Source organism: Arthrobacter sp. AIWTK1, from assembly GCF_056680535.1.
On sequence record NZ_CM155287.1, the window covers coordinates 2659207 to 2672537 of the forward strand.

Sequence of the window (13331 nt, forward strand, 5' to 3'; positions counted from 1 at the left end):
CAGCGTGGTGCCGGCCCGCCAGAGTCCGGCCACACCGGCCGCCGACAGGTCCCCGGCGAACCCGAATGCGGGGCCCCGGTCCCCTGCAATCCTGGTCCTTCCGGGCGGGGGCTACGAGCGCCATGCGGACCATGAGGCAGAGCCGGTGGCGGAATGGCTGGCGTCGCTGGGCATCCACGCCTTCGTGCTGCGCTACCGGGTGTCTCCGCACCGGCACCCGGCTCCGCTCGCGGATGCAAAGGCGGCCCTGGCCTGGATCAGGCGCGGCGGCCACGGACTCGCAGTGGATGCCTCGCGCGTGGGGGTCCTGGGGTTCTCCGCCGGAGGGCACCTGGCTGCCACGCTTGCCGGGAGCGTCCCTACCGGCGACGACACCCTTGACGTGCCGGAGTCCCGGCCGGACCTCGCCATCCTGTGCTACCCCGTGGTGTCCTTCGAAACGGCCGTCCACCAGGGCAGCATCAATAACCTGCTCGGCGCTGAACCGTCGGGGAACCAATTGGCAGCACTATCCGCAGAGCTTACGGTGACGGACCGGACTCCCCCGGCCTTCATCTGGCACACCTTTGACGACCCGGCAGTCGATGTCGAACACAGCCTGCGCTATGCCCTGGCGCTGCGCAAGGCTGCCGTGCCCGCAGAGCTGCACGTCTTTCCGCATGGACGGCACGGACTGGGCCTCGCTGCCGGGGTGGCCGGCGTGGAGCAGTGGACCGGGCTGTGTGCCACCTGGCTTTCCGGACACGGCTGGCGCCCGTGAGCACAAGACCCGTGACCACAAGACCCGTGACCACAGCACCCGTGACCACAGCTCCGGCCGACTGGCCCGACGTCGAACGCCTCTTCGGAGCGCGCGGCGAGCCGTCGCGTTGCTGGTGCAGGTTTTTCGCCCTGACGGGGGCAGATTGGAATGGTTCGACAGCCTCGGACCGCAAAAACCAACTGCAGGCAAAATTCGACGCCGGCACTCCGGCACCGGGGGTCCTCGCCTTCCGCGATGGAAAGCCGGTGGGCTGGTGCGCCGTGGAACCGCGCGACTGCTACCCGCGGATCCTGCGTTCGCAGGTGTTGAAAGCGGCCGGTCCGGCGGCGCACGGAGGTACTGGCGGAAAGACCGAAGGACCCGTCTGGTCGGTGAGCTGCTTCGTCGTGGCGCCCGGCCACCGCCGCAGCGGTGTTGCTGCCGCGCTCCTCCGCGCCGCCGTCGGCCATGCCGTGAGCCATGGCGCCGGCATCGTGGAAGGCTACCCCGTGGATCCGGCGTTGCGGCCCAAGGCCGGCCCGGCCGACCTTTACCACGGAACGCTCAAGCTGTTCCTGGACGCCGGCTTCGAGGTGGTCAGCGATGCAGTGCCTGGCCGGGCGGTGGTCCGGCTGGCCGTCCGGACCCGACCCTAGCCGGCGGGCGCCAGGCTGTAGGGGGCGGCCAGGACAGAGCGCAGGGCGCTCCCGGCCGCGCCAAGGACGGCGGCCGACTGGCCGAGTTCCGAGACAGCCACCCGGCCGGGACTGACGAGGCCGGGCGCATACTCGGCCAGGCCCCGCACCACTGCAGGTGCAATCCACGGCCCCATCCGGGTGAAGTGGCCGCCCAGGACCACGGCGGAGAGGTCCATCAGCCGGGCCGTGGACGCCGCCGCAATGCCAAGGTAGCGCCCGGCACGGGCAACTGCTGACGTGGCGGCCGTATTTCCGGCACCAAGCCGTTCTGCGAGTTGCTCGAGCCGTGCGGAGGCTGTCCCCGCCGGGATCCCGGCCTCGGCAAAGATGGCCTCCTGGCCGGCGAACGTTTCCAGGCAGCCGCGGCCGCCGCACGAGCAGTCGGGACCCGACGGGTCCACCACTACGTGGCCCACTTCGCCCGCCTGCCCGTGCGGTCCGGCAAAGAGCCGGGAGCCGATCACCAGGCCGCCACCGACGCCCACCTCACCGGAAACAAAAAGGTAGTCGCGGAAATCCAGTCCGTGCCCATACCAGAGCTCCGCCAGGGCAGCGCAGTTTGCCTCGTTATATAGAGCGGTGCCCAGCGGGGCGTCCGGCAGCAAGCCGCCCAGCCCAAGGGCGACATTGTGCCACTGCAGGTTGGGGGCGCTGGAAACAGTTCCGGAAGCCATGTCCACGAGGCCGGGCACCGCCAGTCCGCCGCCCAGGATTTCGATCCCGGCGGCTGCCGCATCAGAGGCGACCTCGCTGACAAGTCCTGCCAGCAGGGCCATAACGGACTCCGGCGACCGGCCGCGGTTTCCGCACTCCAGTGTCTTGTCGGCGCGCAGGGTTCCGCCGAGGTCCAGAAGTCCCGCCGAGATGTAGTCCACGTTGATTTCCATGCCCACCACGCCGCGGTTTGTGCTGAGCTTGAGGCCCACCCCCGGCCGGCCGCGTTCGCCGTCGCGGGTAGCGCCCGATTCCATAACCAGGCCGGAGTCCGCGAGCTCCGCCACCAGGCTGGACACGGACGCCTTCGTCAAACCGGTCAGGGAGGCCACGTCAGCGCGCGTGGGATGGCGCTGCGGATCCGTCCTTGCCTGCGCAATGGCAGTGAGGACCCGGACGAGGTTGCCGCGCCGGACATCCTCCACGCGGGCAGGCACCGGCCGCGCGGCACCGCCGTCGGCATTTTTTTCCAGTGACATTTCCGCCGCCTTAATCATTGACCCAAGTCAATCATGGTGCATATAGTTCAGATTGAAAACTAATTCATCGGCCGACTTTCGACAGCCGGCCGGGAGCTCGAATCCCACCTCTGAACCAAGGACGCTTCATGACTCTTCAGCCCACCCCTGCAGACCGCTTCACCTTCGGCCTTTGGACCGTCGGCTGGACCGGCTCGGACCCCTTCGGCGTCGCCACCCGCCCGGCACTGGACCCCGTGGAGGCCGTCCACAAACTCAGCGAACTGGGCGCCTACGGCATCACCTTCCATGACAACGACCTGGTCCCGTTCGACGCGACAGCCTCCGAGCGCGAGCTCATCCTGAAGAACTTCAAGGCAGCCCTCGCCGAAACCGGCCTTAAGACCCCCATGGTGACCACCAACCTGTTCAGCCACCCCGTCTTCAAGGACGGCGGCTTTACGTCCAACGACCGCTCGGTCCGCCGCTTCGCGCTCAGCAAGGTCCTGCAGAACATCGACCTTGCCGCCGAGCTGGGCGCGGAGACGTTCGTCATGTGGGGCGGGCGCGAAGGCAGCGAGTACGACGGTTCCAAGGATCTCTCCGCCGCCCTGGACCGGATGAAGGAAGGCGTGGATACAGCCGCGGCCTACATCAAGGACAAGGGCTACGGCCTTCGGATCGCCTTGGAACCGAAGCCCAACGAGCCCCGCGGCGACATCTTCCTGCCCACCGTGGGCCACGGGCTGGCCTTCATCGCCCAGCTGGAACACGGGGACATCGTGGGCCTCAACCCGGAAACCGGGCACGAGCAGATGGCCGGACTGAATTTCACCCACGGCATCGCCCAGGCGCTGTGGGCCGGCAAGCTTTTCCACATCGACCTCAACGGCCAGCGCGGCATCAAGTACGACCAGGACCTCGTGTTCGGGCACGGCGACCTCACCAGCGCCTTCTTCACCGTGGACCTTCTTGAAAACGGCTTCCCCAACGGCGGCCCGAAGTATGACGGCCCGCGGCACTTCGACTACAAACCCTCCCGCACCGACGGCTACGACGGCGTCTGGGAATCCGCGAAATCCAACATGTCCATGTACCTCCTCCTGAAGGAGCGCGCCCTCGCCTTCCGCGCCGACCCGGAGGTCCGGGAAGCCCTGAAGACCTCCGGCGTCTTCGAGTTGGGCGAGCCCACGCTCTCCGCCGGAGAGACCACCGCGGATCTGCTGGCTGACGCTTCCGCCTTCGCAGAGTTCGACGCCGATGCAGCCGCCCAGCGGTCATTCGCCTTCGTCCGCCTCAACCAGCTGGCCATCGAGCACCTGCTCGGTGCCCGCTAGGCCAGGCTCCCCCAACCAGCCAGCTCCACTGCCGCCGGACCCGGATTGCCGGGGCCGGCGGCAGTACGTCAGAAAGACTTCCGCCATGCCGTTGGTAGCAGGAATCGACAGTTCCACGCAGTCATGCAAAGTGGTGATCCGGGATGCGCACACCGGCACGCTCATCCGCCAGGGCCGCGCCGCCCACCCCGACGGCAGCGAGGTCCACCCCGACCACTGGTGGGACGCCCTCCAGGAGGCCATCGCCCAGGCCGGCGGCCTGGACGATGTGGCCGCCGTCTCCGTCGGCGGCCAGCAACACGGCATGGTGTGCCTGGATGCCTCCGGCGCGGTGGTGCGCCCCGCCCTGCTCTGGAACGACACACGGTCCGCGGAAGATGCGGAGCAGCTCATCGCAGAAGCCGGCAACGGCGACGCCGGGGCCGGTGCCGCCTTCTGGGCGGAATCAACGGGTACCGTTCCGGTGGCCTCGCTGACCATCACCAAACTCCGGTGGCTGGCACGGGAGGAACCGAACAATGCCCGCCGCGTCGCGGCCGTCTGCCTGCCGCACGACTGGCTCAGCTGGCGGCTCGCGGGCCACGGACCCGGCTCGGGCCCCTCCGCGCTTCAGCTGCTCCGGACAGACAGGTCCGACGCCTCCGGAACCGGATACTTCTCCACGGCGTCGGGCACCTACCTCCCGGAACTCCTCGAAAAGGTGCTGGGCCACGTTCCGGTACTTCCCGCCGTCGCGGGTTCACTGGAGGCCGCGGGCACCACGCCGGCGGGCGCAATCATCGGCCCCGGCGCCGGCGACAACGCGGCTGCGGCACTCGGCGTCGACGCCCGCCCGGGCGACGTTGTGGTGTCCCTGGGGACATCGGGGACCGTTTTCGCAGTCTCGGAGACTCCGGCCGCCGACGCAACAGGCCTCGTTGCCGGATTTGCTGATGCCACCGGCAATTTTCTCCCGCTGGCCTGCACGCTGAACGCCACCCGGATCTTCGATTCCACTGCCGCGCTGCTCGGCGTGACGCTGGCGGGGCTTACCGAACTGGCTCTTGCCGCCCCGGCGGGTTCCGGCGGCCTCACACTCGTTCCGTACTTCGAAGGCGAGCGCACGCCCAACCTGCCGCACGCCACCGGCTCCCTGCACGGCGCCACCCTGGCCAGCTACACGCGAGCCAACCTGGCCCGGGCGGCCGTCGAAGGCGTGGTCTGCTCCCTCGCGGACGGTCTTGCAGCCTTGCAGGCCCAGGGAGTTAAGGCCTCCCGGATCATCCTGGTGGGAGGCGGCGCGCAGTCCGCTGCCGTGCAGCAGATTGCCGCGTCCGTCTTCGGCCTTCCCGTAGTGGTGCCCGACCCTGGGGAATACGTGGCCGACGGCGCCGCCCGCCAGGCGGCGGCCGTCCTCACGGGCCGCTGGCCGGAGTGGGAGTCATCCGGCACCGAAGCGTCAGCGGCCGACGGCGGCGCCCCGGAGGTGCTCGACCAGTACCGGCGGTACGCCAGCACCTACCTCAACACCTGAGCCCGGCCTCGTGAGCAATTGAGCCCTGCCTCAACTACTGATGGCCCGGATGGTCCAGCCGGCCTCGTGGGACTCCCCCGGAGCCAGCCGGAGCACATCGGTTCCGCTGTTGAAGGCATCAGGCGGGCACGTCATGGGTTCAACCGCGAGGCCAAGCCGGGACGGCCCTGCCGGCTTGTCCGCAGTATGGATCTGCAGCCAGGGCCAGGCCCCGTCCCATTCCAGCTCCACCCCCGTACCGGAAGGGTCATGGATGCGCACCGCTGCAAGACCATCAGGTCCGGGGGTCAGGCCCGTGAAAGCATGGTCGATTTCCACGGCCCCGAGAGTCTTTCCCGTCCGGAAGTCGAAGGCGCGGCCCTTTACACCGGCCATGCCTCGCGGGAGCAGCCGGTCCGCGGAGACCTCCATGAATTCCGTGGCGGGGATCTGCACAGTCCACTCGTCGAGAGGTGCGGGGCCGGCGACAAGGTACGGGTGCGGGCAGACGCCGTAAGGCGCCGCATCCACGCCAACGTTCTCGGCGCGAACAGTGCTGTGCAATCCGTCGGCCCGCAGCTCGTAGTCAACGGATACGTCAAGACGGCCCGGATAGCCGTCGCCCGGCTCAATGCGGGTTCCGAGGCGGACAGAAGACGCGGTGTGCTCCTGCAGTTCCCACTCCGCCCGGAACACCAGGCCGTGCAGGGCGGTCCCCCGCTCCTCCTCGTTGACCACCGCCTGGAAATCCTTGCCCTCGAAGCTGTACCGGCCGTCAGCCAGCCGGTTGGGCCACGGGGCACAGATGACGCCTCGGTAGTCCGGAATTTCGCCGTCGGCACCGAAGCCAATCACCAGGTCGCGGCCCTCGTGCCGCAGCTCGCGGAGCGCGCCGCCACGGGCCGTGGCAATGGCGGTATAAGGGCCGAAACTGATCCGGTGTTCGGTGCGGGTCATAGGGTATCCAATGCTGCGCGGAAAGTGTGTATGTTAGCGCTCACTATTTTAGCGCACCACCCTCCGGCCTGTCAGGGCAGGGGGAATAACAAAACCGTCCGCGGTGACGGCCACTGTATGTTCGCTGTGAGCCGCCCGGCGGCCGGCACGCAAGTAGAGTTTCCGTCATGGCCAACGAGGAACTGATCGCCGGGATCCGCCGCAGCCTGAGGTCCGCGGCGGATCCGGTCCGGGCCGCGGGAAGCCAGGCCTACATGAAATCGGACATGCCGACGCTGGGGGTCAGGGTTCCCGAAGTCCGGAAGATCACGAATAGTGCCGCCGCGCAGTGGCCCTGCAGTTCATTCGAGGAACTGCGGGACACTGTCCTGGAGCTTTGGCGTTCAGCGGAGTTCCGGGAAGAGCGGTACGCCGCCATTGACCTGACGGATGCGCGGCTGGCCAGGGGCCGGCTGGAGATGCTTCCCGTGTACGAGGAAATCATCCGGACCGGGGCCTGGTGGGATCTTGTGGACGGAGTGGCGCACCGGATCTGCGCGCTGCTGCAGGCACACCGCCCGGAGCTTGACCGGATGCTCCGTTCCTGGAGCAGAGACCCCGACATGTGGGTCCGCAGATCTGCCATCACCGCCCAGCTCGGCGCAAAGGCCGCTACCGATCGGGGTCTGCTCGCCTCGGTCATCGAGGCCAACCTGGCCGACCGCGAGTTCTTTATCCGCAAAGCCATCGGCTGGGCGTTGCGCGAGTACGCGAACACCGATCCGGCCTGGGTCCGGCGGTTCGTGGCCGGCCACGTAACCGCCCTCAGCCCGCTCTCCCGCCGCGAGGCCCTCCGGAATCTCCCCGCGGACTGAACAGCGGCGGCAGATGCCGTGAGAACGTCTGTGTGGGCCGGGCGCTGCGTTCCGGGACACAGCACCCGGCCCGCACCCGCGCCGTGGTGGGGCGCCGCCGTCGTGCCGTCTGCTCCGGTCAGATGACCGGCCGGGTGGTCACCGGTTCGTCCGGTTTGCTGAACAGCTGCTTGGTTTTGGGATCCAGGAAGATCAGGTACAGCGCGAACATCAGTGCGATGATGGCCGCGGCGTTGCGCGCCAGGGCCAAGGGAAGGCCCAGGTCCTCGGTCTGCAGGTAGGGGAAGACTTCCAGCTGGTCCGAGATGGCGTAGACCATGAAGAAGGACACGATGAAGTAGAGGGCCTTCACCTGCCAGTCGTCCCGGATGCCGGTGACGGCGAACAGCGGGATGAGCCACACCACGTACCAGGACTGGATCATGGGGGCGAGCAGGACCACTGCCGCGAACCCCAGCGTGAGCCGGCGCATCAGGCGGTCGTGGTCGCCGCGGAAGATCTGCCAGGCGATGATTCCGACGGCGAGCAGTTTGCCGGCGTCGTAAACCCATTTGGCCAGTCCCCAGCCGTCAAGTCCGAACGCGTTGAAAATGGAGGCCACCACGAGGCCCAGCAGGCCGACCGGCGCATACCAGATCCAGATGCTGCCCGGAGCGGACAGCCCGTTCACCCAGCCGAAGCCGAAGCCGTTCACCAGGCTCATGGCGTACAGGATGCCCAGGCTGATCCCGGCCGTGAGTCCCCAGAACACGAACTTCCGCGGCCAGCCGGCGTTCTTGCCGGCCCAAAGGAGTCCGATGAAAGGCAGGAACACAATGGTGATCGGTTTGACGGAAATGGACAACGTCACGAGGACCAGGCCGAACACCACCCGCCTGGTGGCGCAATAGTAGAGGCCGGCCAGCGCCAGTCCGATCATGAGCGCATCGTTGTGGACACTGGCGATGAAGTTGGTGAGGAACAGCGGGTTGGCTGCGGTCAGCCACAGGGCCCGGTGCGGATTCACGCCATGGAGCTCCGCCAGCTTGGGGACATAGACGATGCACAGCACCACACCGACCAGTGCGGCGACGCGGAACAGCATGATGCTCGCCTCCGGCTGCACGTTCGTGGACCACACCACCAGCTGTTCGATCCACAGGAACAGCTGGCCATAGGGAACCGGCGCTTCGGTCCACATCTTGTCGGCACCGAGCTGGAAATAGTTGGACAGCGCCGAAATCCCGTTTTCGTAGGGATTGAAGCCTTCCACCATCAGGCGGCCCTGCCCGATGTAGGCGTATACGTCCCGGCTGAAGAGCGGGACGGAAAACATCATGGGCAGCCCCCACAGCGCCACAGCCTGCAGGGTGGCCTTGCGGGCACCCGCACCCCAGACCCGGACGCGCTGGCCCAGGCGAAGCCAGGCTCGCACCAGGAGCATGCCGCCCACGGCCAGCAGGACGATGGAAAGCGCGACGCCTACCGCTTCGGTGCGCATCCAGATGAACAAAGGCAGGCGGCGAAGTTCCGACACCGGCGCGAGCCAGCCGACGCCCAGCGAACCGATCGCCATGAACATCGAACCGGCGAACCCCGAGAGGAGCGGAGAGAGGGCGTTGTCCACTTCGGCCGTAGCCGGCTCCGGTGACGTACCGGCAGCCACATTTCCCGCCGCAGGCACACGCGCCGTCATCTCAGGATCGTCCAATCTGTTGTGGGGCATTTTTCACCCGCTGGTAGCCGGACGGACCGGCAGGGGTGGGGCCGCAGCAATGAAAAAGAGGCACCGCCACGTATCCGAAATCCTAGCATCGGACAGCTCTGTGGCAGCTGAACGGTAGGCTGGTCGGGTGCCTATAACTAACGAACGCATTGTCTGGATCGACTGCGAAATGACCGGCCTGGACATCAAGAACGACGCCCTCATTGAGGTGGCCGCCCTGGTGACCGACTCCGAACTCAACATCCTCGGTGACGGCGTGGACGTCGTCATTCGTCCGGACGACGCCGCACTGGCCCAGATGAACGATTTCGTCCGCGACATGCACACGCGCTCCGGGCTCCTCGAAGAACTTCCGCACGGGAAGACAATGGCCGAGGCCCAGGCCGTGATCATGGAATACATCGCGAAGTGGGTCCCGGACCCCCGCAAGGCTCCGCTGGGAGGGAACTCCGTGGGCACGGACCGCGTCTTCCTCGCCCGCGATATGCCCGCAGTCGTTGAACACCTGCACTACCGGGTCATTGACGTGAGCACCATCAAGGAACTTTCCCGCCGCTGGTTCGCCCGGGCGTACTTCCAGGCGCCGGCCAAGCACGGCGGCCACCGCGCACTCGGGGACATCAAGGACTCGATCGATGAGCTTCGCTACTACCGCGAGGCAATCTTTGTCCCCGCACCGGGGCCGGACAGTGCCACCGCCCAGCGGATTTCCAAGTCCGTGATGGCCTCCGCTGAGCCCCTGGCAGAATCCTCGGAAAAGTAATCTGCGCCACGTTTGAGGGAAATTTCCGCAAAACCGGCAAAAGTGGCAAAAAGAGCCCCGCGGAGCAGGTAAGCTATATGACGTTGCCTTTCAAGACAGCCGGTTAGCCGGACGGTACCGGAAGGCACATGGTGGGCGTAGCTCAGTTGGCAGAGCGCCTGGTTGTGGTCCAGGAGGTCGCGGGTTCAACCCCCGTCGCTCACCCTCATGAAGGGCAGGATTTTCCGCCCTTGCGTAAAGGCCGCACCGGTTATCCGGTGCGGCCTTTACTTGTTCCCGTACTGCATCAAAGGAACCCGCCTGACATGACCGTTCTGCCGATCACTATCTGGGGCGAGCCGGTTCTCCACCGCCGGGCCGCCGAAGTGGAAGTCTTCGACGACGAACTCCGCACCCTCATCGCCGACATGTTCGAGACGAACGACGCCGCCAACGGCGTGGGCCTCGCCGCACCCCAGGTGGGAGTGGGCAAGCGGCTCTTTGTCTACAAATACGCCAACGACGACGGCGTCCCCCCTGCCGGGGTTGTGGTGAACCCGGTCCTGACGCTGTCCAAAGTCTCCGGCGCACTCCCGGACCCGGATGAGGAAGTGGAAGGCTGCCTGTCGTTCCCCGGCGGCCAGTATCCGCTCAAGCGCGCCGAGTGGGCGCGGGTGCAGGGATTCGACGGCGACGGGAGCCCGGTGGACTTTGAGGCGACGGAATGGTTCGCCCGGATCATCCAGCACGAGTACGACCATCTGGACGGCAAGCTCTACGTGAACCGGCTGATGGACCGGTACGCCCGGAAGGCCATGAAGCAGGCCAAGCGGAGCGGCTGGGGAGTTCCCGGCTTGACGTGGATGCCCGGCGTCGACCCGGACCCGTTCGGGCACTGATCAGTTCGGTCACTGGACCGCACGCCCTCCTGCGCCCCTACCGCGGAATGACAGTCTGCTGCTGCGGACATGAGGCGAGGACGCGCTTCATGGCGTCCTTCTCCGCCTGGGTCACCCACAGCGCGTACGCGGCTTTCACGGAGATCTGGCGTGCTACGTAGTGGCACCTGAAGGCTTTGTTTTTCGGCAGCCAGCTGGCAGCATCCGAAGCGCTTTTTTCCTGGTTGGCCGGACCGTCCGCGGCCACGAGGTTAAGCGGATCGTTGGCCAGGCTTTGGCGCTGTTGCGGCGTCAGCTGCTGGGCGCCTTTCTGCCAGGCGTCCCCCAGCGCCACGACGTGGTCGATCTGGACCGCCTTGCTGCTCTCCGCTCCCCTGGTGAACGTGACTACCGCTCCGGTGTACGGCTCGTGGAATTCACCGCCTGCCACACGGCAGCGGGAGCCCTCCGTGAACTGTGTGGCGTCCAGGTCCCGCCGCAGGATGTCATTGCGGGTGTCGCAGCCGTTGCGGTCCACGTCCAGCCAGGCCTGGCCGAATGCCGTGCGCTCGTAATTGTCGTTGGCCGCGCGCCCTTTTACCGCCAGGGTCTCCAAGGCATCCACGGCACTGCCCTCGGGCACCGGCCGGACCGAGGGAACGGCTTTCATCCAGGCAGTGTCCAGCACGGGGGCTTCGCTGGGGCCGGTGACGGGCGGCTCTGCGGCGGCGAACTGGCCCGCCGTGAAAAACCAGCACACGGCTGTCACAAGCCCCGCGGCCAGCACGATCAGGACCGCCCAGGCCTGACGGGAGCGGCGGCGGGCGCGGCGGTACGCCGCCCAGCTGATGGTCATGGTTGCACTGCCCGGTGAAAATTCCTCTGCACTGGACGAGCCTAGGGCAGGCCACCGACAACGTGGCCGCTTTCCACAGTGTGGAGGAGTACTTACTGCTCCTTCAACACGCGTTTAAGGTCGTCGGCGGCAAGGTCGAGCAGCTCCTCAAGCTGTTTGATCCTGCTGTCGGGAATCTCTCCCGCGGCATGCGCCACTCGCGCCTGGTCCAGGAGGCGGGTAGCTTCCTTATGGTTCTTCCGCGCTACGTCGAGGGCGTGTTCGAGGGTGGTTTCATGTTCGAGAGTCGATTCGTGTTCCATGACTCCATTTTGGGTCCGTTTCCCGGCCGATGCCAGAGCATCGGCCGGGAAACCTCGGACCGGACTTCCAGGGAACTAGACCGCGATGGCTGCCAGTGCCGCAGCCGGTTCCTTGACGGGGAACGACGGCGGGTTGACGCCGGCCATTTCCTCCATCACGCGGACTACCTGGCAGCTGTAGCCGAACTCGTTGTCGTACCAGACGTAGAGAACCAGGTTTTTGTCGTTGGAGATGGTGGCCAGGCCATCAACGATGCCTGCGCGGCGCGAACCGACGAAGTCGGTGGAAACAACCTCGGGGGAATCGATGTAGTCGATCTGCTTGCGCAGCTCGGAGTGGAGGGACATCTGCCGCAGGTAGTCGTTGACCTCGTCCTTGGTGGTGCCGTGCTCCAGGCTCAGGTTCAGGATGGCCAGCGACACATCCGGGGTGGGAACGCGGATGGAGCTGCCGGTGAGCTTGCCCAACAGTTCGGGCAGGGCCTTGGCCACTGCCTTGGCGGCACCGGTTTCGGTGATCACCATGTTCAGCGCGGCGGAGCGGCCGCGGCGGTCGCCCTTGTGGAAGTTGTCGATCAGGTTCTGGTCGTTGGTGAAGGAGTGGACCGTTTCGACGTGGCCGTGGACCACGCCGAACTTGTCGTTGATGGCCTTCAGGACCGGGGTGATGGCGTTGGTGGTGCAGGAGGCGGCCGTCACGATCTTGTCCGAGTCAAGGATGGTGCCGTGGTTGATGCCGTGGACGATGTTCTTCAGCTCGCCCTTGCCCGGTGCCGTGAGCAGGACGCGTGAAACACCCTTGCTCAGGAGGTGCTGGGACAGGCCTTCGGCGTCGCGCCAGCGTCCCGTGTTGTCCACTACGAGGGCGTCCTTGATGCCGTAGGCCGTGTAGTCCACCGTGGAGGGGTTGTCCGAGTAGATGACCTGGACCTGGACCCCGTTGGCCGTGATGGTGTTGTTGTCGGTGTCCACCTTGATGGTGCCCTCGAACGAGCCGTGGACGGAGTCCCGGCGGAGCAGGCTGGCGCGCTTGGCGAGGTCGTTGTCCGAGCCGCGGCGGACCACAATGGCCCGGAGCCTGAGGCCGTGGCCGCCACCGGCCTTTTCGATGAGGAGGCGCGCGAGCAGGCGGCCGATGCGGCCGAAGCCGTAGAGCACGACGTCGGTGCTGGTGCGGTCGTCGCCGCCGCGCTTGCCGACGATGTCGGCCAGTTCGGCGCGCAGGAACTCATCCAGGCTTGCACCGTTGCCCTCTGTCTTGAACTTCTGGTTCAGGCGGGCGATGTCGATTGCCGCAGCGCCCAGGTCCAGCCCGGCGAGGGCATCCAGCAGCGGGGCCGTCTCTTCCAGGAGCAGCTCGTCCTTGCTCATCCGGCGCGCAAAGCGGTGCGCTTTCAGGATGTTCATGGTGGACTTGTTGATCAGGCTGCGGCCGTGGATCGAGGTCACCACGTTGTTCTCGCGGTACAGCCGGCCGATGACCGGGATCATGGCCTCGGCTAGCGCCTCACGGCCCATCCACGTATCAAGACAAGAATCTGACGTCTGGCTCACAGAACTACCTTCCTTGGGTCAACCACATACGTCCTCGTATGC

General features: G+C 66.6%; 13 protein-coding genes and 1 tRNA gene. 8 read left to right on the forward strand and 6 right to left on the reverse strand.

Translation table 11 applies throughout. The features are described 5' to 3' along the window. Positions 1 to 88: 88 nt before the first annotated feature. The gene (locus AC1MDG_RS12215) at positions 89 to 760 is read left to right on the forward strand and encodes an alpha/beta hydrolase (RefSeq protein ID WP_479809088.1); all 672 of its coding nucleotides are present in this window, start codon (positions 89 to 91) and stop codon (positions 758 to 760) included. 26 nt (positions 761 to 786) lie between these two features. Continuing rightward, positions 787 to 1398 carry a GNAT family N-acetyltransferase gene (locus AC1MDG_RS12220; RefSeq protein WP_479804099.1) on the forward strand — a complete coding sequence of 204 codons (612 nt, stop codon included), beginning with the start codon at positions 787 to 789 and terminating at the stop codon, positions 1396 to 1398. Here AC1MDG_RS12220 and AC1MDG_RS12225 read toward each other — a convergent pair. After that, entirely contained in the window at positions 1395 to 2633 is a 1239-nt protein-coding gene (locus AC1MDG_RS12225) for an ROK family protein (protein ID WP_479804101.1), read from the reverse strand. The two genes, AC1MDG_RS12220 and AC1MDG_RS12225, sit on opposite strands and share 4 nt — an antisense overlap. 128 nt (positions 2634 to 2761) lie before the next feature. On the opposite strand from AC1MDG_RS12225, the gene xylA reads away from it, so the two are divergent. Together xylA and xylB are read left to right on the forward strand one after the other, a co-directional pair. Beyond that, a complete protein-coding gene (gene xylA, locus AC1MDG_RS12230) occupies positions 2762 to 3949 on the forward strand; it encodes a xylose isomerase (protein WP_479804102.1) in 1188 nt (395 codons plus the stop codon). 85 nt (positions 3950 to 4034) lie between these two features. Continuing rightward, on the forward strand, positions 4035 to 5462 hold the full coding sequence (gene xylB / locus AC1MDG_RS12235) for a xylulokinase (protein WP_479804104.1): 1428 nt from the start codon (positions 4035 to 4037) through the stop codon (positions 5460 to 5462). A 30-nt stretch (positions 5463 to 5492) separates the two neighbouring features. Here xylB and AC1MDG_RS12240 read toward each other — a convergent pair whose 3' ends face one another. Continuing rightward, positions 5493 to 6398 (reverse strand): aldose 1-epimerase family protein, encoded by a 906-nt coding sequence (locus AC1MDG_RS12240; RefSeq protein WP_479804106.1) that lies wholly within the window; start codon positions 6396 to 6398, stop codon positions 5493 to 5495. A 167-nt stretch (positions 6399 to 6565) separates the two neighbouring features. On the opposite strand from AC1MDG_RS12240, the gene AC1MDG_RS12245 reads away from it, so the two are divergent. After that, positions 6566 to 7252 carry a DNA alkylation repair protein gene (locus AC1MDG_RS12245; RefSeq protein ID WP_479804108.1) on the forward strand — a complete coding sequence of 229 codons (687 nt, stop codon included), beginning with the start codon at positions 6566 to 6568 and terminating at the stop codon, positions 7250 to 7252. A gap of 118 nt (positions 7253 to 7370) precedes the next feature. On the opposite strand, the gene mptB is transcribed toward AC1MDG_RS12245, so the two are convergent. Then, on the reverse strand, positions 7371 to 8927 hold the full coding sequence (mptB, locus tag AC1MDG_RS12250) for a polyprenol phosphomannose-dependent alpha 1,6 mannosyltransferase MptB (RefSeq protein WP_479804110.1): 1557 nt from the start codon (positions 8925 to 8927) through the stop codon (positions 7371 to 7373). A 199-nt stretch (positions 8928 to 9126) separates the two neighbouring features. Between mptB and orn the strand changes: the two genes are divergently transcribed. The 3 genes from orn to def all read left to right on the forward strand — a co-directional run bounded on the left by orn (position 9127) and on the right by def (position 10598). Next, on the forward strand, positions 9127 to 9720 hold the full coding sequence (orn, locus tag AC1MDG_RS12255; RefSeq protein ID WP_479809089.1) for an oligoribonuclease: 594 nt from the start codon (positions 9127 to 9129) through the stop codon (positions 9718 to 9720). A 131-nt stretch (positions 9721 to 9851) separates the two neighbouring features. Then, a tRNA-His gene (locus tag AC1MDG_RS12260) sits at positions 9852 to 9924 on the forward strand. Between the two features lie 101 nt (positions 9925 to 10025). Beyond that, the gene (gene def, locus AC1MDG_RS12265) at positions 10026 to 10598 is read left to right on the forward strand and encodes a peptide deformylase (RefSeq protein ID WP_479804112.1); all 573 of its coding nucleotides are present in this window, start codon (positions 10026 to 10028) and stop codon (positions 10596 to 10598) included. Between the two features lie 37 nt (positions 10599 to 10635). Here the strand turns inward: def and AC1MDG_RS12270 are convergent, their stop codons facing one another. From AC1MDG_RS12270 to AC1MDG_RS12280, 3 genes are all read right to left on the reverse strand, one after another. Next, on the reverse strand, positions 10636 to 11433 hold the full coding sequence (locus tag AC1MDG_RS12270; protein ID WP_479804114.1) for an HNH endonuclease family protein: 798 nt from the start codon (positions 11431 to 11433) through the stop codon (positions 10636 to 10638). Positions 11434 to 11525: 92 nt separating this feature from the next. After that, a complete protein-coding gene (locus AC1MDG_RS12275) occupies positions 11526 to 11735 on the reverse strand; it encodes a hypothetical protein (protein WP_390246033.1) in 210 nt (69 codons plus the stop codon). A gap of 75 nt (positions 11736 to 11810) precedes the next feature. Further along, complete coding sequence (locus AC1MDG_RS12280) at positions 11811 to 13253, reverse strand: glyceraldehyde-3-phosphate dehydrogenase (protein WP_479809090.1); 1443 nt, start codon at positions 13251 to 13253, stop codon at positions 11811 to 11813. Positions 13254 to 13331: the final 78 nt, after the last annotated feature.

What these genes read in the sequence shown, in the direction of transcription:
- AC1MDG_RS12225 (WP_479804101.1), bottom strand. Translation starts at nt 2,633, where the DNA reads ATGTCACTGGAAAAAAATGCCGACGGCGGTGCCGCGCGGCCGGTGCCT.
- xylA (WP_479804102.1), top strand. Translation starts at nt 2,762, where the DNA reads ATGACTCTTCAGCCCACCCCTGCAGACCGCTTCACCTTCGGCCTTTGG.
- xylB (WP_479804104.1), top strand. Translation starts at nt 4,035, where the DNA reads ATGCCGTTGGTAGCAGGAATCGACAGTTCCACGCAGTCATGCAAAGTG.
- AC1MDG_RS12240 (WP_479804106.1), bottom strand. Translation starts at nt 6,398, where the DNA reads ATGACCCGCACCGAACACCGGATCAGTTTCGGCCCTTATACCGCCATT.
- AC1MDG_RS12245 (WP_479804108.1), top strand. Translation starts at nt 6,566, where the DNA reads ATGGCCAACGAGGAACTGATCGCCGGGATCCGCCGCAGCCTGAGGTCC.
- mptB (WP_479804110.1), bottom strand. Translation starts at nt 8,927, where the DNA reads ATGACGGCGCGTGTGCCTGCGGCGGGAAATGTGGCTGCCGGTACGTCA.
- orn (WP_479809089.1), top strand. Translation starts at nt 9,127, where the DNA reads ATGACCGGCCTGGACATCAAGAACGACGCCCTCATTGAGGTGGCCGCC.
- def (WP_479804112.1), top strand. Translation starts at nt 10,026, where the DNA reads ATGACCGTTCTGCCGATCACTATCTGGGGCGAGCCGGTTCTCCACCGC.
- AC1MDG_RS12270 (WP_479804114.1), bottom strand. Translation starts at nt 11,433, where the DNA reads ATGACCATCAGCTGGGCGGCGTACCGCCGCGCCCGCCGCCGCTCCCGT.
- AC1MDG_RS12275 (WP_390246033.1), bottom strand. Translation starts at nt 11,735, where the DNA reads ATGGAACACGAATCGACTCTCGAACATGAAACCACCCTCGAACACGCC.
- AC1MDG_RS12280 (WP_479809090.1), bottom strand. Translation starts at nt 13,253, where the DNA reads ATGGGCCGTGAGGCGCTAGCCGAGGCCATGATCCCGGTCATCGGCCGG.